We start from the raw sequence: 18,079 nt of genomic DNA, 5'->3' as shown, positions 1-18,079 counted from the left end.
CATTGGCTATACCCCCTCATTAATTTCCATTATACGGTATATCCCGTGCAGATACGAATCCAATGTGCACAATTACGTATGAGAAATATATTAGATAATTTTAAGATCTAAACAAGGATTCAATATCGCTTATTGATCCTGCAGTACGGCTTTTTTCCATGCTTCACCTAATTCAGCAACCGACGCATAGCGACTCGCTCGCTCAGGGTCTATCGCACGAATAACCACCTGGTACAACGCTTCTCCCGCATCCCATCTGGCATATGAACGATCCAACTCTCCACCCAGCAGGGAGAAAGCCATCGCTCCCATGTTGAACACATTCGTGACTCCATCCATTGGTGCACCCAACTCAAATTCCTCAGGAGACATAAACCGGGATGATCCCCACATCCGTCCCATCGTATTCGTGAAAGAGCCCTTTCGATACAAATCAATATCACATATTTTCATCGATTGTTTGTCAAAATCATAGATCAGACTGCCATCGTAAAAATCAACAGCCACATACCCTCTCCGTTGCACTTCGATGTGAAAATCCAAAATCTGCTTCATCGCCTGAATACGCGTCTTTACCGGAAGCTGTCTGAATCGATAATAGGGGGAACGAGGGTCCTCATACTTGGCTGGTGGTGGAAAATCCCAATGGGAATGCAGACATTCTCCTTCCACCCAATCGAATACACAGACGTAGCCATGTTCCGTTGCAAAATGGTCTTTTAAATGAATCAATGTGTCATGTGCCAAATCTTCGTATATGGAAACGGATGATTTCAAATAATGAATCGCTTCGGCAGGTGTACTTAAACTGTTCGCATGTATCGTGCATGCTCCAGCATATTTCACGAATATCCGCTTTCCGTCCAGACCCAGAATACCAAAGGACAAATTGCCAGAATCCTGCTGATCAAACACACGGAATACAGTACCCAGGCGCGCGATCCACTCGAATGAATGAGGTTCTTTTAACTCAAAAGAAATGCCGTCAAGTTCAAGCTGAACCGTGTCCGTCATAAGTCACCACCTTCTTCAACATGCTCATCGCTCACATTCAAACGCTCAGCATAAAAGTACGTCATATGCGCTTCATCGTAACCCTTTCCCTGGACGACCAGTGCATTGCGCTCAATGCCATAGGTTTCAAATCCATGCTGCTCATACAATCGCCTTGCTGACCCGTTTGTGGTAACCACACTGAGATTGATTTGCTCTATGCCTTCCAATTCCCTGCCCCGATCCAACACTTCGCGGAGCAATCGGGAAGCAAGTCCACATCCACGATAAGACGGTGAGACATAAACTCCCCAGATGTATCCTTTGTGCCTCAGCTTTAGTCCCTGTTCTCTTTTGAACCCCATTGTCCCTGTGAGGATGCCTTCTTCTGTATATGCACCCAGAATGTAATTATCGGGTTCGGTATGTATACGTTCCTGCACTTCACTCATGGGAAGCTGAATGGACATTTCAAATGAAGCCCCGAAGGCTTCCGGATGATTTTTCAGTGCTTCCAGCCGCAAAGGCCAATATTTCTCTGCCTCATCTCTGCGTATATTGCGAAGGATGAACACGTTCTCCTTCTGACCTTCATTCATTCTTCAACCACTCCCTGCATGTCATAAGGATAATCAATTTGTAGCTTTACATTCGCTGCGGCTTCCTGGCCTGCAAGCAAACCTACAACATAGACCCCAAGATCAATGGACGTCGCTACCCCTCCGGCCGTAATCACATTTCCGTCTTTCACAATCCGGGTTTGGATCACCTCGGCAACGTATGGCTCAAGCAATTCATAGACATTAGGATGCGTCGTTGCTTTTTTACCTGTTAAAAACCCAGCTGCCCCCATTAGCAGAGAGCCTGTGCACACAGATACCTTTAGTGGAACATTCCCGGCCTGTTTCAGCCAGCCTACAAAAGCCTCATCGAATCGAAGCTTGCGTGTTCCCATGCCACCAGGCACAAAAATGAGATCATATTCCGCTAAATTAGGCTTCACCCGGTCCACCTTCAACGTAAGGCCTGATTCGTCCGTAACCTGATCTGTCATCGCACATGTTTCCCACGTCGTGCCTTTGGTTTGTTCAAAGAAATTCAACCGATTGATCACATCATAAAATCCTGCAAAATCAAGGAAAGTCAAACCATCAAACAAAACAAAAGCAATTTTCATATGAAGCCCTCCAGTGTTTTTTATTTCGACGCATCCCGCTCCATGGCTTCTTTCACCCAATCACGTTCGGGTAGTTTGCTATTGATACGGAAGAGCAGGCCAACAATGGACAGCAGTAAAATAATGACGATGATTTCGAACATAGCTCTTTACCCCCAGCATATTAGTTGAATGCGTTTTACCCTACTTCAGTCCACGCGCAATAATCCACTCCAGCCATTTCCAGGGAAGCAGCAGCTTGCCGATGATAAGCAAACGCGAGCCTTTGCCCAGCGCATAACGAAGTCTTGGTGCACGCATCCGTGCAATGCGAGCAATCAGATCGGCCACTTCCTGCGGATCAGGTGCAGTCTCTCCAGCATGCTGGGAGTAACGAAGAACCGCATCCAGCTTATCTTTATAGGGAGAATGATCACTCCTGTGAATTTCGCCCAAACCTTTACTCCATATGGGTGTACGATAAGCACCCGGCTCTACTAGCACAACCCGGACGCCTAACGAAGACATCTCATGACGCAAACTTTCCGTGAAACCTTCCACGGCGAATTTGGATGCAGCATACGGCGCATAACCTGGAAAACCGGACAATCCACTGACGCTAGACAAGTTGATGATCAATCCCTGCTTTTGCTCACGCATGACAGGCAGGACCGCACGTGTAACGGCAATTAAGCCAAACAGATTCGTTTCCATTTGCCGACGCCAATCATCCATGGATACTTCCTCAATAAATCCGCCAAGCGCAAATCCTGCATTGTTCACCAGCATATCGATCCGCCCATTGTTTTGAAGTACCGTCCGAACAGCCCCCTGCACTGAATCAGCATCCGTTACATCCAGGCGAATAACCTGTAACCGATCTGAGATACCCGCCTGCTCCGCCAGCCTTGCCAATTCTACATTCCGACTCAAATCTCGCATCGTTGCTATAACACGATATCCTTGTTTAGCCAGCGTAACCGCCGTAAGCATACCGAACCCACTCGATGTACCCGTAATTAACGCCACAGGGGCGTTTGGGTTGAACTCTTTCGATTTCCCCACGGTTAAACCTGTTTCGCCCTGTATATGATCATCCTCTGTCTGTATCTTCTGTTCTGTCATCTGCTTCACCTCTTCCCTCGATGGATTTAGTCGATTTATCACGTTACCTTATCATCCAAACGCTTCACTACAAGTGTGCTGTCTCTCCACTCGGCGCAGCTTCGTTATTCCCGGTTCAAACGTATAAGGGACAAATATGATATCAGGTACGATGCATTCCAGCCGCTCTCCCAGCTTCATCAACTCCCGCTTCACACCAACTTCCACCTGCTGCATCCCTTCTCCTCCTCCAAGCCGAAGCGATACTTCCAACATCCCATTACCTCGCTGCACGACGCGATAATGCTCAATAACCGGAGAGGCTGCAATCACCGCACGCGTAACAAAATCCGGGAATACAGGTACGGCTTCGCCCGTTTGTCGATGTGGAAAATAAAGCGTGTCATCACAGCGGCCTTCGATCCGCTCAATGGCAGTGAATGGAGACCCACAGGCACAAGGAACCGCTCCCTCGGTCAAAATGTCGTTCAGTCGATACCGGATAATCGGCTGTGAGGTTCTGGAGAAATCCGTGATTACAGGCACGAACCTCCGGGTCGTGGGGTCAATGAACTCTTTTTCAATATGAACGATATCTTCATTCAAATGCAACGTACCGAAGCCACAGGTTGCGCCCAGAAATCCTTCAGTACACTGGTAAACCTGATGAATGGTTTGCCCAAAAACACTCTCCAGCACCTTGCGATCCAGGGGGTCCAGCACTTCAGCAACCGAAATGATTTTGTCCGGTACAGTGGTCAATGTGCCTGACGTATAAGCCTCAGCCAACATTCTCAGCATGGAGGGCGGCGCTACCCATACGGTGGGTCGGTATGTTTCCATACGTTCAACCAAGGTATCGACACGCTCCAGCAGATCAAAATATTGAAATTGCAGCTTACCCCGCTGCACCGATTCATACAGATTACTGTTGGCCCGGAGGAAAAAGGCGATCTTGGCAGGCTTCCACAGTCCGCCAGGCAGGAGCTTGGCCAACACAGTCCCTGTCCACGCATCCTGCTCACGATCACTCACCAGAAACAACCCCCGGTTGCCCGATGTGCCTGAGGACAAGCCTACCGTCACGCCCTGAACGGATGGCTTGAAATCACGCGTTTCCTCACTTTCCCCGGCGAGAGCCATCGCTTCGCCCTTGGAAATGCCCACCGTGTTGAGCCGATCGAAATGCTGCATCATGATCGTTTTGTCAATCAGCGGAAAGCTTCTCCAGTTGGATGCATCAACATCACCCCACCACTCCCGGTAAAAAGCGGACTTTTTACGAACCCGTTCCACTTGCCGAATGATCTGGCGTTCCTGCCAGCGTTCAAGCTGCGCTCGTGTTTTCCATTTTCTCAATCCCCGTGCAAGTGCATAATGGTAGACAATACGCAGTGTACTGCTCATATGTGCTCACCCTCTGTACCCCAAGCATTCAGCGCTTCATGGCAATGACTGGGCACAATCCGAATCGCTGGAAACTGCTGATGCAACTGAACGAGTCTGTCAAAATTCCTTCGATACGCCTGACGATCCGACATAATGATTCCAGCGAGTGCATGAGGTCTGCGTTGTTCCTGAAAAGCACGACTCGACCACACTGTGTCCGCGCACAGAAAATAGTCATGTGACTCCGTACTAAGCAAAATTCCCATCATGCCTTCCGCATGACCCGATACGTCAACACCCAGCAGACTGCCATCACCGAAAATATCGTATACCTCGGGAAAAGGAAAATCCTCACCCGCTCTTACCCATCTCTCCGGCTGCTTCGTAACAGGCAATGATCGGGCATCAAAGTCCTCTGGCAGCAGCCCGGACAGAAACCCTGCCTTTACAGCCGCAATGGGGCCAAGTGAACGCACGGCGTCATAGGCTCTTGGCAGATAGATCAATTGCGCCTGTGGGAAATCCCGCACACCTGCAATATGATCCCCATGAAAGTGCGAGAGGATGATGTACCGAATATCCGAAGCTTCCAGTCCTAAACGAGCCAGAAAATGTACCGCACTGTCTTCTTCACGATAGACCACAGGTGTAATATGACGATACAGCGCGTTTGGCAAGCGGGCGGTTTCCTTGAAAAAACGGGAGCTATATCCCGTGTCCAGCAGAATCGGACCATGTACAGGATGAATGATGCACGCAAAGCCTGCCGGAAAGGCCACCGGAAGCAAACTTCCACCACGCAGCGTCAGAAACTCCGGATGTGTGCAATAACCCGCTGCTCCAAGATGAAGCTTTACCGAAGTTGTTGTCAGCATGATTCAGCCCTCCACCAGTCTGCAAATTGTTGTAACCCCTCATCAATGGACAACCGAGGCACATATCCCAGCTTCTCACGGGCATCCGTAATATCCAGCGTCTGCGGGATAGATAATGAACCAACCGTATACCGCGTCAATTGAGGTTCACCTAACGCAGGAATCAAGCGGTGTACACGTTCCAGCACTGCGGCTGCTCCGTATGCTGCTCCGTAGGGAATATTTCGACGGTGTAAAGACATTTCCAGCTTTCCAAACAACGTGCTCACCAAATCCTGAAACGGTCTCGGATCTCCATTGGAAATATTGTAGGCACGACCCAGCACTTCTGTCTTAGCATCCCTGCATAACAAAAGCGCATCCACCACGTTATCCACACAAGTCAGGTCAATGAGTGCCTGTCCGCCTCCGATCATAGGTACACCCGATTTGGCATTTGCTGCAACGATTCTGGGAAAAAGGGTCTGGTCATACGGGCCAAAAATAGCTCTCGGACGAATCATGATCGATGGAAGTCCCTTAGCATGAGCCTGCAAAACCACCTGCTCAGCGAGCCGCTTGGTGGCTGCATAATGATTAGCTGGCTTGGATGGCAAGGGGTCATTCTCATGTATGTCATATCGCGGACTGTAGTTAAAATATAGGCTCGGCGTTGATACATGAATGAAGCGCTTTATGCCAACTTTCATACAACGGTCCACCAAATGCTGTGTCCCCTCCACATTGATGCTGTAAAAATCCCGGTATTTGCCCCATGGCGACGATAACGCCGCACAGTGAAACACAACATCCTGACCCGAACAGACCTCATTCACCGCCGCCTGATCCCGTATATCTCCGTTATAAAATCGAATGCCTGCTGCCTCAAGCTGTGCACCGTGCTTTGGCTGGCGTCCCATACCCGTAACTTCCCAGCCTTGCTCTGCAAGCCGTATCGCCAGATGCCTGCCCAGACATCCGGTTGCTCCTGTAACCAATGCTCTATTCATCGTTGTTCACCGTTCCATTCTATGTCGTGAGTCAAAGCTTCAGTCAGCGAGAACTTATGTTTCCTTGCAAGCCGCCAGGCGGAGAGTACAATTGCAAATTGCTCAAACAAAGGTTTCATATCGTATCTCAGATACACCACATCCCTCGTTCCCCGCCAGGCTGTCATCCATGTCCGCAGGCCGCCCTTCCCCCAGAGTTGCTGCAATCCACTTCCCAACATCGGAAGCATCAACATCGCTTTGCTTCCTTGCTTGGGGATGATCACCTTTGCTGCTTTCACCAGCTCTTCAGGTGCAATTAAAGCACGTACCAAGCCATCACCAGGGTGAAACAAATGGATGCCACTGGTCGCCCTCGGATTACACTCAATGGCATACACTTGTCCGTCCTCTGTTTCGATAAAATCAAACCCAATCTGCCCGCTAAACCCTGTCGCCTGTACAAATTGCCTTACCCACTCGTAAATTCCTTCATGCTCCACATGTTCAAAAAAAACACTCGCCCCTACGCTGCCCGTTCGATAGCGACTGTCGTAGGTTGTATGTGCAACGATTTTCCCTTCATAAGCTACGCTGTATGTACATAACATTTGCCCGGCAACAAAAGCCTGTGCAACCCAAGGGGAAGCCGAGGATATTTCCGTGTCACCAGGAGGATCATTCAAACGGTGCTGCTTCATTTTACCTTCGTATATCTTCTGATCAGGTGCGCCTCTATCAAAGTCTGCTGTGGAGGATATCGGCATACGAACTCTGGCAGCAAAGCGGGAGTATACGGGCTTCCATACCCATTCCCCTTCTATATCCAGATCAGCCTGCGCTTCCATCCATTCCTGCCGACTGTTGATTAGACGGGTATCCGGCACCGAAAGGCCAAACGACTCTGCAAGCTGAATAAAGCGATATTTATGATGCAATTCATGCAGCTGCTCTATAGGCGAAACAAGTACACGGCAGTGATTACGCAGTCGATCTGTCCCTTGGGCAATATAAAAAACTTCTTCACACATCGGAATCAACAAGTCGATCTGCCAGGTTTGAACCAGACTCTCCATCTCTAACAAGTAATCCTCTGTTTCATGACGTGGAGATGGAACCATGAAACACTGCTCCACCGCACTGGTCAATCTGCACAAATGACGCACCACGCTCTCCGCGACGTAAACCCGGTGACCCGCACGATGAAGCATACGCGCCAGATCGAGCGTTACCGGAGCCCGCCCGCCTGTGAGCAGCACATTTAAGGATTCTGATGTTTGATGTCCATTCTTCGTGAATCTAGTAGTCAAAAATAAGTCCTCCCAGTGATAATCCGGCGGCTGTTCCGATCATTAGCACCCGATCTCCCCTCTGAATGCGCTGCTGCTTGATCGCTTCATGCAACCCCATCGGAATGGAAGCGGCAATGGTATTGCCGTGATTTCGTGTAATGTCCATAAAACGGTCCTCTTCGATTCCTAGCTTCTTGCGGATCAGCCTCATCGCCATGGCACTTCCCTGATGCGGAATTACCAATTGGAAATCCTTCATCTGATTACCGGTTGCTTGCAACATATCGTCAATAAATGCTGGCAGCAACCTGGAAGCCATACGGAAGATGGCCTGTCCATCCATATGAAAAAGATAGGGGTCCGGCTGCTCTGCCACATAATTCGAGGCATGCAGACGAGTACCCCCACCGGCAATTTCCGAAAACCGCGCGCCGCGGCTGTACGTTTTCAGCGAGGCATGCACAATCTGCGAAGACTCTCCTTCAGCAGAGCGTTCAATAATGACAGCAGCAGGGCAGCACTCTCCTTGTTCGACCAATTTAACCCCTTTGAGGCGATCTCCGTAGCTACAAGCAGCACCCTTTTATAACGCCCGGCATCCACCATATAGGAGATAACATCCAACCCGTTTAGGAAACTTAAACAGGTCGCATCCATGTCAAAAGCCGGTACACCTGAATCCTGCTGTCCCATCGCCTGCTGAATGAATACCGCCGTACTGGGTAAAGGTTGTTCCTTCGTACCGCTCGTACACACCAGACAGTCTATATCTGCGAACGTCAATCCCGCATCAACAAGTGCGGCTTCGGCAGCCCTCGCTCCCATGAAGGAAGAGGTCTCTGCACCAGAAGCGTAATGACGCACACCTACACCTGTTGCTTTGCTGACCCAGCCCGCAGGCACCTGCAAACGGCGATCCAACTCCTCGTCGGTTACTTCCTGTTCAGGCAAATACTTGCCTGTTCCAACAATTCTCACTCTTCTAAGCTGCATATGACCTACCTCTTTCTCTTCTTCTGACTGAATATAAGTTCAACTAATAAATATGTACACTAACACTCCAATGACAGAACAACCTTGTTATCGCAGTTATCGTGTAAATGTTTAGTCGAACATATCTAAATGAAAATTACACTTCACCCCGCCTGGCTAAACGCCATGACGAAGTGCAGAAAATACAGCAGAAGGGCAGATATCTCTGCCCCTCCCGTTGTGTTATTTTTTTATTCAGTCATGTTGATTCATTTCCTTACTTCAAAATCTCGGCCAGTGCAAGATCGAGCGTATCATACTTGAATGTAAATCCTTCTCTTTCCAGCCTCTCGGGAATAACCCAGCGACTTTTGAGAACCAGCTCTGTTTCGGTCCGGATGAATCGTGCCCCCAGTTCCAGCATCCAGCGAGGTGAAGGAAGTCCAATACGAACTCCCATCTGCCGCCGCAGACTCTCCATAAGCTGGCGGTTCGTGACAGGATGGGGAGAGGATGCATTAAATACACCCTCCAATTGCGGATGCTGCTGAACATAGATCACCATGCGGAACAAATCTTCTATATGAATCCAGCTAAACTGCTGGGTTCCAGGTCCTTGTGATCCACCCAGCCCAAAGCGGACCAGATTGGTGAGTGGCTCCATGACGCCGCCTTCTCCCAGCACAATGGCAATCCGTAATGCAATCTGACGTGTAGACGGCAGACTGAATTCAAAAAAAGCCTTTTCCCACGCCTTGGCGACATCCACCGAGAATCCGGAGCCAATCTCGCCCTCTTTCTCCGTCATGGGACGATCTTCTGCATGTCTGTATATGGTGGCCGTGCTCGAATTAATCCATAATTCAGGAGGGTTGCTACAAGCCAGAACAGACTCGCCCAAAATGCGGGTTGTGCGTGTTCTGGATTCCAAAATGACTTTGCGGTTCTCGTCCGTGTAACGGCAGTTTACGGATTTTCCGGCCAGGTTAATCAGCAATTCTGCACCTTCAAGTGCCTCTATGATTCCAGCCTGGTTCTCCCAGGCAATATGACCGGGCTGACGTGAGATGATGAGCACCTCATAACCAAGCTCCTTGAATCTTTGGGCAAAATCCTGACCAACAAACCCTGTTCCACCCGCCAACACAACCTTTTTCACGGTATCCCCTCATTTCCCCATACTGGGTAAAGCAACTACGCTATATATGGACTAACACTGTCTGCGACGGTTTTGTTTGATTTTAATTTATGCCCAAGGCTGCGTATAAACGATTGCGTTCTTCAATCGCCCATGCGTTCGCTGAGTTTTGCTCCAACTGATACATAAGCTCATCATGGAAATCATGAATCATGAACCCTTCAGGCAAATTCCCCAGCATGGCTGTAAAATTGTATTCAGGCAGTTTTCTTTGTCCTTTACCGATCTGCTTCAACCATTCCATCCATTCGACAAGCGTCAGCACTTCTACCTGCCATAGTTCGGCCTGTAATCCAAGTGCATCCTGAAACTGCTCATAAGCAGATGGCTCGGAGAAGGGACGACAAGCTTGCACAGCCAATTCATACAACTCGATTACTGCGCGCCGCACCTCATGCTCAAGCTCGATTTCCAACCCTTCCATGAAGTCCTGAACTTGAATTGACAGCCCGTCATCATATAGTAATGGTGCGTGTGCCAACAAACGCACAATCTCTTCCATGTCATGCGCTGAAACTTTCTTTTGCTCATAGAGAGCAGGTAACATATATGCTGTAATGATCCTTCACTCCTACATCGTTCTTCTATTAATGACGTATATTATATCATGATTTGGCGTTGAAATATTTGAACACTTGAATCGTTTCTTCCAGATCTTCAGGACCTGAATAGATATTCATAACTTTACCGATTTCGATTCCAAAATCCACATAAGCACTCGCCTTGGCTGTAATGATATGTCCATCAACAACAACACCTTCATTTACATATTTCCCTTGGGCTGTGATAGCTCTCATCTCGGATTCAGCATTAGTCGTAAATGATCTGCTCTCCAATATTTGCGCTTGACCGAACAATAATATTCCTGCACAGATGGCTGCAATGGGCGTCTTGCGCGCATTAAGTGCTTTGATGAAGTACATCAAGTCCGGACGTTGCAGCATTGCCGTAACATCTCCTCCGGGAATTATCAAAAGTTCCACTTCTGACGGATCAATCTCATTTAGTAGAACAGAGGGATTAACCGAAAATCCCTCATATGACTGTAAAGGTCCTTTTTCCAACGCTACCGTTATGATGTCTCCTTGGGTTTTCATAAAATAGCTGGCTAACATAATCTCAAATGATACGTATCCTTCAAATAATAATATGTATGTTTTCAAATCAGCTGCCCCCTTCTTTTTGTCCTTCTACCCTCGATACATATTAGTCTGCAAACATTTTTAAAGCATACTGATGATTATTTCTGATCAGATGATCATGGGCCATTCTCAAAAATTAGTTGTGAGCATCATTTGAATCCCGCAGCTGGATAAAATGCTTTTAATCCTGCTCTTCTATTTCACATAAAATGATCTTGATAACTAATGCATCCTCTCATGTTTATCCCCTATTTATGTTTCAATTTTCCAACTACCTCATTGTACAAAATTCTTTCGATTGATGGCGTGTTCCAACAAAAAAACAGCCCCGTGTAGGCCGATTTGGAATACGGAAGCTGTCGCAGTCAAACAAAACTTTTTATATATTTTCAGCAATTAAAAAAGTGGAGTGTTTGGTTCACTAAGAATTCGGGCGGATAGTTCACTCAACACTTGTTCTGTTCGTTCAAGCAGTTTGTCAATGTTGGTTGGCTCTGCAAGAAAAGAGTCTGGGCCGTTTTCTATTGAAGATATATATTGTATCGTGCTGATGAATAAGACAATATCCAATCCGGGATTCTTATCTGTATGCACAAAAGAAAGAATTTCGTTCATCGTCCATTTGTCAGGTAAGATCGTTGTTTGGTGCTCATGAATGTACAAAGCCTTGATCATGGCAGTCAAAGCCCAGTCACAGAGAATCAGGCAAACTTTCCTTTGGCTATGCTTATGCATCATAAAAGCCAATTTCATATGATATCCAGCAAGTTTTTGATAATCGAACACATCTCTTTTCACATTGGAAATCTCATCAGTTAAGTACAATAAAGGTTTATCGATCTGCCGATTCATGAAGGAGTGCATTTCATTCAAGTCCAACAACCCCTTTATCCGTTTTACTCTCTGTACAAAAAACTGGTGTGTATTTTTTAAGTTTTGGGCAAGATATAGATAAAATATTACTATATAGTAGTTTTTTAATCAAATTACTTATTAAGTATTGGTTAATCAACCTCTATTCTTTCTCTACACTTCTAATTAAAGAGAGGTGTACCCATGTCAGAACTTTTGGAGTTAGTTGGTGCAAGAATAAGAGATCTTCGGAAATCCAAGGATCTATCTCAAGAGGCTTTAGCTGAAAAGGCAGGATTTAATACAAGCTATATCGGATTCATTGAACGCGCGGAGCGTAACATCTCTTTGAAAAATTTGGATAGAATCGCGGATGCTCTTGATGTCGGCGTTAATCAATTATTTACATATGTGAATGAAAACGAGGCACTCTCCTATGAAGATAATAACATTCAGAAACTAATTACCATCCTGAGAACCCATGAACCACATGAAATAGCTATGGCTCTCAATGTGATCACTGAAATTTTCAAAACGTATGATAAGAAATAACAAAAAGGCAACGTTCACTCGATTAAGAGTTGATCGTTGCCTTTTTTGGATGTGATATCTTGAAGATTGTAATCCATTTCTGAATTCGCGCATTATCCATTAGATAAACGCTTTAACCGCTGCAAAATACTCCCGGATCATATTGATCGGTTTCAGATAACCCGGTGAAGGAGCGGAAATGCCGTATTCGGCAGCGTAACCGTTCTTGGCGGCCAAATACTTGGATCTGAACATATGGTAATCACTTGTGACAATCATGATCTTGGGATGCTCCAGCCCGGATGCATCAATGATTTTTTTGGAAAAAGCCATATTCTCCTGGGTGCTCGTCGATCGATCTTCCATAATGACTTGTGTGGGGCTGATCCCCTGATCAACAAGGTAGTTTTTCATGGCGAGTGCTTCCGGAATCGATTCTCCCGGCCCCTGCCCGCCGGATACAATCACTGGCGTCTGAGGATGACTGCGGATATAGTCCAAACTGGCATCCAGCCTTTGTTTCAAGGTCAATGACAATTCAGTTCCCTTGATGCCCGAGCCGAGAATAATGACATAGTCCGCTTCTTCCGGATCATTCGCGTTAAGCTGAGTAAACACAAGTGCTTCGATAATTACAAATGAAACCGCAGCGATCCCGAAGCCAGTAAGCAGAATGCGTTTTAGCAGGATATACTTTTGATAATCAATCCGCCTCAACACGATAAAAGCTATAGTGATCATGCCAAAAAACTTCACCGCGAAGTTCCAGCCCCAGAAAACAAGGAAGAACACAAAACATGCAATGAAAATAAGATCAAGGATTAGGCCTTTTTCTCGTATAAACTTTTTCATAAATCCAGTAACACTCCTTCTCGGGCCTTCACTTCCGTCATATGCCCTTGATTCAGGATTTTATGATCGTGAGCTTGGGCCACTGTTGTTGCCAGCATTTCTTCTCTACACGATGATTATAGTAGTCTGCATCCGTGAAAAACGGACTTTGGCGTACGATTAACGCATACAGATCCTCCAGCCCATGCGGGGCACAGATACGCACCTGACCTTGTTCATCTAACCGCACACCTATGGCTGTGACGATTTCTGGCCAATACCGAAGGGCATCTTTTGTGGATTGATAGGGCTTGTTTCCATTGCGCAGATGCATCCTCGCCTGATTTTTCACCGACCATTTGGAATTGCCTGTCTGCTCGCGAAGCCCTTGTTCCAGCAGCAGGTCCCGCTCCTCACGCATATCTTCCGTATCGTAGTAAATAACATCAATATCGCTGTGAAGTTCGCGAAGAGGATAGCCATGAAGCACATCCCAGATATAATTGCGAATATACCCCGCACCTATGTAACACTGAGGCAGATCCAGACTGCGAATCCGCCGCAGGTCGTGCATTAATTGTTCATGCTCCGTAATCGCCTGGATCAACTTTTCCTTATGCAACATATAACGTCTCTCCCCGTCACTCTGTCCATTTCATTATAGAGCTATCATTGCTCGCTTTTACATTACCGACACGCTGCTCCTTCCAATATATCATGTTTGAGTACCTGCGATAAAATAAACAAATCCCCTCAGGCAGTCATCCTAGGCTCATCTGAACAGATGTTCCTTAAGATCATTTACCCTGAGGGGATGAATTGAAGAAGATTGAAAAAGCGATTAGGCCAGTGGCTTTTCCGAATACGTGATCTGCATTTTCTACATTTTACGTTGGATTATCCAATAGCGTCAGTTGTCCTTGCTTCTCCTGCATGCGGAAAATAACGGGTCGTTCCTTCGGATGATTGTTCGGAGCATGAATGGTGAGACACAGTTGTCCTTCGAACGTTCGAAACAGCATCCCATGTCCTCCATTATTGGCGAACAACGGCTTGTCATCCTGCTTCCATGGACCTTGCGGTTTACCGGACACCGAGCGGGCCAGCCCCAGTGTATAACCGTCTTGACCGGATGTGGACCACATCATGACGAGTTCATCATTTTGCATACGATACAGAAACGGACCGTCCGTGACATAACGGTTTCGCTGTTCTCCACCTCCGACAGACCATGGCGCTTCGGAAGCTTTGAATAACAGATCAGGTTTGCCTATCGTTCCTTTCAGATCCGGTTTCAGACGTACCGCGTACATCTCCCCATCCTCCACCTGCACCCATTCCTTGCAAAAGATCATCCACGGATCACCCTGATCGTCCACATACAATGTACCGTCCAGGCATTCCCAATCTGGTGGCGTCAGGGAGCGACACCACAATTCAAAAGGCCCTTCTGGCTGATCAGCCACCAACACACCTGTTACCCGCGGAACACCTTCCGCCTTGAAGCTGGCAAACATATAAAAGCGACCTTCCCATTCATAGACTTCCGGGGCCCAATAGTGGTGATCGGACCAGAAGTTCGCTGGTGCACGGAAGCATGGGGAAGGACCACTCCAATGGATCAGGTCTTCACTCTCATAGACATCAAAACCGATGGCTGGGCCGTTCCACACATTTTGCCCGATAGAGCCATATAAATAATATTTCTTGCGCGATGGTATAGCCAATATGTAGGGATCACGAAAATGAATATCTTCCAAACGGTGCACGTTCAATGGTTCATCCTCCTCATGAGAGCGGTTCATTAACCATGAGTATACACCATATCTCCAAATACTGGAATTCCATTAACCCCACATACCAATCAGCAATATGCCGCCAAAAATAACGATGGAACAGAGAATGCGCTTCTTCCCCTGCTGTTCTTTCAATAACAAAATACCGAGGAAGGCCGCAAATACCGTTCCTACTTCCCGAAGCGGGCCCAGTCTAGCCATTGGCGCCTGCTGCAATGCAAACAGAAACAACAAGTACGAGCCCGGATTCAGCAGCGCTCCCAGCATAATGGTTGATCGGTTCTTCTTCCACTCCTGACGCAGTTGGCGGGAAGCGAGCAGCGCCGGAGTCAAGCCGGCAACAAAGCCAATGTTCGTCACTTCAAGTAACGACAGGGGTGAAATATGCTCTAGATTTAATTTGTCCACGAACACATAACTCGTTGTACATAACCCGACACATAAGGCCATCAGAACCGGCTTTGATCCTGTTACACTTGAGCCAGATTTGCCAACTCTGCTTCCCACACCACTCAGCACCGTAAATCCTACAATCATGCAGGCAATACCGACCCAGCCGAACATGGACAACGTTTCCCCCAGAAAAGCAACACCGATCAATGGCACTAACAAGGTGCTCGTTCCCCGCATAATCGGATAAATCTGCGACAAATCGCCCAATTCATACGTCTGCGATAGCAGCCAGGAATACAAGGCTTGCAGCGCCATTGATAACACGAGTAGTGCATAGGCTGGCATGGATAAAGGTTCCCGTACCAATTCCACAATAAGCACAGGCAGCAGTATTACGGTTGGAATCATCATGATAGACCATAAAAACACACTTTTGTTTAAACTGCGTTTGGTGAACATACTCCAGACAGCGTGAGCCATCCCGGAAGCGAGCACCAGAACTATAGGTAAAATCATAATCAAAACGTTCCTCTCTAATGCCTTGCTCTTCTATATTCTCTAATGTGCCAAAGTGCTCTCAGGTTGATGTTCTGGCTGTTCCTTCACGACCGATCCGTCTTCCAGACGAATCCAGGTATCAAAGCTGCGTTGTCCCGCCTGCAATTGAATGACCCGTCCTCCGCGCAGCATGCCTTCCCTTCCATATGTACTGTGTCCACTCGAACGCCCGTAGCAGAGACGAATGCCGTGGTAAGTCCCCTGAAAATCATTCACATGATCATGTCCGCAAAAGGTCCCCATCACATCGCCCATCTCCAGCAGTGCAGAGAACAGACCCGAGTTCACTTGGGCAGAGCAGACAGGTTCATATTTGCTGCCGTAACAGATCTGTGTGTCCCACATGGACTGATATTCAGGAATCGGGATATGGAAAAACGCCAAGGCTGGGAGCTTCTCCCCGCGGCTGCGGCCGGGATTAACGCGTGTGGATTCAGACATCAGCCACTGGATCTGATTAGGCTGAATCCAGCCATAACCGGGAATGGACTCGAACTGGGAATAGTTCCCCGAATCGAGTAAATACAACACTGCCCCCGGACGGCCATCCGCTCCGGCAATCTCCAATGTGTAATTGCCTAGTCCCGCAATCTCACGCGGTCCAGGTTCTGTCACGGTATGCGCATGCTCCTGAATCACATCCATTAATGCATCGGGGGTAATCCGATTCTCTGTATCATGGTTTCCATACACAAAAGCCCACGGAATACCACGCTCTTCCACTACAGACACAGCATCACGCAATGCCTGCTCCGGGTGTTCACATTCCTTATTGCCAGGATCGACTGGTCCCGTGTAGATGACATCGCCTGTAAAGACAACCAGATCGGGCTGTTCCGCTTCAATGACCGTTTTCATTAATTGCCTGGTCCGAAGATCTTCAGGTCGCCCATCTTTCCAGTGTAGATCTGTAAACTGCACGATTTTGAATGCTCCATTTGCTTGAAAAGCAAGCTGACGTTTCACCCTTTTTCCTCCCTGATGATCCATGTACTATGGATTGAAGTTTTCAATGTTGTTTGTTGTGGTTTTACGTTGTTTTATATGATCTTATCGTCACATCATATTGCTGTCAATACATATTAAGAACAGAATTTACTTCTCATTATACTCCTCATTACATTTCAAAATTGACAAGGTCTTCTCTCCAACTTAAACTATTAAAACAACAACAATCCACACTATCTCACAACTCTAAAATAAATAGAACTTAGATCGAAACTTCAGGAGGCACAAACATGTCTTTAACGTATGAAGAACGCAGACACACCATTCTTAACCAGCTTGCTACACAGGGCAAGGTTCAGGTACAGGTTCTGGCGGATCTGTTTCAGGTGTCTACGGAGACGATTCGGCGGGATCTGGACCGACTTGAAAAGGAAGGCGAATTGCGCAAAGTATACGGAGGCGCTGTACGTGTACGCTCAGGCATGATCGAAGCCCCTTTTCAAAAGCGTGCGCAGCTTCAACTGAACGAAAAGCAGGCCATTGGCGTGGCAGCCGCCTCTCTGATTGAGGATGGAGAGACCATAATGCTGGACAATGGTACAACAACGCTGGAGATTATGCGGCAGCTGCGACATCGGTCTCAGGTGACCGTCATAACCAACTCCGTCCCCATTCTTACCTGTGCGCTAGAGGAGTTTGCAGGCAAAATCATTTTCGCAGGAGGAGAAGTCACCCCGGTCGTACAAGCCTCTACTGGACCCATTGCTCATGAATTGCTCAGTCAATTCAAAGTCAATAAGGCATTCATCTCAGCAGGTGGCGTGTCATTAACGGATGGGATCACAGATTATGTGCTGGAAGAGGCACTCATCTCCCGCAAAATGATGGAGCGTGCGGAGGAAGCCATTTTGGTAGCAGATCATACCAAGTTTGGACGTTCAACCTTCGCCCAGATTGCACCTATAAATCAAATATCCATGGTGATCACAGATTCTGGATGTCCCACAGAATGGATAGATGCTCTTCACCAAATGGAAATCGAAATGGTTCACAGCATTTGACAATGTGAGCCATTTTCTAT

General features: G+C 47.4%; 20 protein-coding genes and 1 pseudogene. 2 read left to right on the top strand and 19 right to left on the bottom strand.

Annotation, left to right across the window (positions count from 1 at the left end; all coding sequences use genetic code 11):
• Window positions 1-129: 129 nt before the first annotated feature.
• The 14 genes and pseudogenes from BLS14_RS24195 to BLS14_RS24135 all read right to left on the bottom strand — a co-directional run bounded on the left by BLS14_RS24195 (window position 130) and on the right by BLS14_RS24135 (window position 11,941).
• Complete coding sequence (locus BLS14_RS24195) at window positions 130-1,014, bottom strand: serine/threonine-protein kinase (RefSeq protein ID WP_072734069.1); 885 nt, start codon at window positions 1,012-1,014, stop codon at window positions 130-132.
• Entirely contained in the window at window positions 1,011-1,592 is a 582-nt protein-coding gene (locus BLS14_RS24190) for a GNAT family N-acetyltransferase (RefSeq protein ID WP_083584717.1), read from the bottom strand. The genes BLS14_RS24195 and BLS14_RS24190 overlap by 4 nt, the downstream gene beginning before the upstream one ends.
• Complete coding sequence (locus BLS14_RS24185; protein ID WP_090954407.1) at window positions 1,589-2,170, bottom strand: DJ-1/PfpI family protein; 582 nt, start codon at window positions 2,168-2,170, stop codon at window positions 1,589-1,591. Before BLS14_RS24185 ends, BLS14_RS24190 begins: the two co-directional genes overlap by 4 nt.
• A 20-nt stretch (window positions 2,171-2,190) precedes the next feature.
• A complete protein-coding gene (locus BLS14_RS33290; protein WP_256336659.1) occupies window positions 2,191-2,313 on the bottom strand; it encodes a hypothetical protein in 123 nt (40 codons plus the stop codon).
• A gap of 40 nt (window positions 2,314-2,353) precedes the next feature.
• Entirely contained in the window at window positions 2,354-3,274 is a 921-nt protein-coding gene (locus BLS14_RS24180; RefSeq protein WP_090954405.1) for an SDR family oxidoreductase, read from the bottom strand.
• Between the two features lie 51 nt (window positions 3,275-3,325).
• Window positions 3,326-4,660, bottom strand: coding sequence for a F390 synthetase-related protein (locus BLS14_RS24175; RefSeq protein ID WP_090954403.1), 1,335 nt, complete (start codon window positions 4,658-4,660; stop codon window positions 3,326-3,328).
• Window positions 4,657-5,517: an MBL fold metallo-hydrolase gene (locus BLS14_RS24170; RefSeq protein ID WP_090954401.1), complete on the bottom strand. Its 861-nt coding sequence runs from the start codon at window positions 5,515-5,517 to the stop codon at window positions 4,657-4,659. The genes BLS14_RS24175 and BLS14_RS24170 overlap by 4 nt, the downstream gene beginning before the upstream one ends.
• Complete coding sequence (locus BLS14_RS24165; protein WP_090954399.1) at window positions 5,511-6,506, bottom strand: NAD-dependent epimerase/dehydratase family protein; 996 nt, start codon at window positions 6,504-6,506, stop codon at window positions 5,511-5,513. Before BLS14_RS24165 ends, BLS14_RS24170 begins: the two co-directional genes overlap by 7 nt.
• Window positions 6,503-7,795, bottom strand: coding sequence for an ATP-grasp domain-containing protein (locus BLS14_RS24160; RefSeq protein WP_090954397.1), 1,293 nt, complete (start codon window positions 7,793-7,795; stop codon window positions 6,503-6,505). Before BLS14_RS24160 ends, BLS14_RS24165 begins: the two co-directional genes overlap by 4 nt.
• Window positions 7,785-8,770, bottom strand: a pseudogene (locus BLS14_RS24155) (beta-ketoacyl-ACP synthase III). The gene BLS14_RS24160 and the pseudogene BLS14_RS24155 overlap by 11 nt, the downstream one beginning before the upstream one ends.
• A gap of 256 nt (window positions 8,771-9,026) precedes the next feature.
• Window positions 9,027-9,908 (bottom strand): TIGR01777 family oxidoreductase, encoded by an 882-nt coding sequence (locus BLS14_RS24150; protein ID WP_063564156.1) that lies wholly within the window; start codon window positions 9,906-9,908, stop codon window positions 9,027-9,029.
• An 82-nt stretch (window positions 9,909-9,990) separates the two neighbouring features.
• Entirely contained in the window at window positions 9,991-10,449 is a 459-nt protein-coding gene (locus BLS14_RS24145) for a hypothetical protein (RefSeq protein ID WP_176854737.1), read from the bottom strand.
• Window positions 10,450-10,552: 103 nt separating this feature from the next.
• Window positions 10,553-11,110 (bottom strand): DJ-1/PfpI family protein, encoded by a 558-nt coding sequence (locus BLS14_RS24140; RefSeq protein WP_072734078.1) that lies wholly within the window; start codon window positions 11,108-11,110, stop codon window positions 10,553-10,555.
• Window positions 11,111-11,485: 375 nt separating this feature from the next.
• Window positions 11,486-11,941 carry a hypothetical protein gene (locus tag BLS14_RS24135; RefSeq protein ID WP_072734417.1) on the bottom strand — a complete coding sequence of 152 codons (456 nt, stop codon included), beginning with the start codon at window positions 11,939-11,941 and terminating at the stop codon, window positions 11,486-11,488.
• 204 nt (window positions 11,942-12,145) lie between these two features.
• Here BLS14_RS24135 and BLS14_RS24130 point away from each other — a divergent pair, with 204 nt between their 5' ends.
• Window positions 12,146-12,493, top strand: a complete 348-nt coding sequence (locus BLS14_RS24130) for a helix-turn-helix domain-containing protein (protein ID WP_072734079.1) — start codon at window positions 12,146-12,148, stop codon at window positions 12,491-12,493.
• 99 nt (window positions 12,494-12,592) lie between these two features.
• On the opposite strand, the gene BLS14_RS24125 is transcribed toward BLS14_RS24130, so the two are convergent.
• From BLS14_RS24125 to BLS14_RS24105, 5 genes are all read right to left on the bottom strand, one after another.
• Window positions 12,593-13,324 carry a YdcF family protein gene (locus BLS14_RS24125; RefSeq protein ID WP_090808573.1) on the bottom strand — a complete coding sequence of 244 codons (732 nt, stop codon included), beginning with the start codon at window positions 13,322-13,324 and terminating at the stop codon, window positions 12,593-12,595.
• A gap of 52 nt (window positions 13,325-13,376) precedes the next feature.
• Complete coding sequence (locus BLS14_RS24120; RefSeq protein WP_371121663.1) at window positions 13,377-13,928, bottom strand: nucleotidyltransferase family protein; 552 nt, start codon at window positions 13,926-13,928, stop codon at window positions 13,377-13,379.
• 262 nt (window positions 13,929-14,190) lie between these two features.
• Window positions 14,191-15,072: a glycoside hydrolase family 43 protein gene (locus BLS14_RS24115; RefSeq protein WP_090808841.1), complete on the bottom strand. Its 882-nt coding sequence runs from the start codon at window positions 15,070-15,072 to the stop codon at window positions 14,191-14,193.
• Window positions 15,073-15,150: 78 nt separating this feature from the next.
• On the bottom strand, window positions 15,151-16,008 hold the full coding sequence (locus BLS14_RS24110) for a DMT family transporter (RefSeq protein WP_205524730.1): 858 nt from the start codon (window positions 16,006-16,008) through the stop codon (window positions 15,151-15,153).
• Window positions 16,009-16,050: 42 nt separating this feature from the next.
• A complete protein-coding gene (locus BLS14_RS24105) occupies window positions 16,051-17,016 on the bottom strand; it encodes a metallophosphoesterase family protein (protein WP_256336658.1) in 966 nt (321 codons plus the stop codon).
• Between the two features lie 272 nt (window positions 17,017-17,288).
• Here BLS14_RS24105 and BLS14_RS24100 point away from each other — a divergent pair, with 272 nt between their 5' ends.
• Window positions 17,289-18,059, top strand: a complete 771-nt coding sequence (locus BLS14_RS24100) for a DeoR/GlpR family DNA-binding transcription regulator (protein ID WP_063564152.1) — start codon at window positions 17,289-17,291, stop codon at window positions 18,057-18,059.
• The last annotated feature ends 20 nt before the right edge of the window (window positions 18,060-18,079 follow it).

Origin of the sequence: Paenibacillus sp. OK060, assembly GCF_900101205.1 — a bacterium.
Classification (GTDB): Bacteria; Bacillota; Bacilli; order Paenibacillales; family Paenibacillaceae; genus Paenibacillus; species Paenibacillus marchantiae.
The sequence above is the reverse complement of the archived record's forward strand: the minus strand, read 5'-3'. Positions and strand labels throughout refer to the sequence as shown.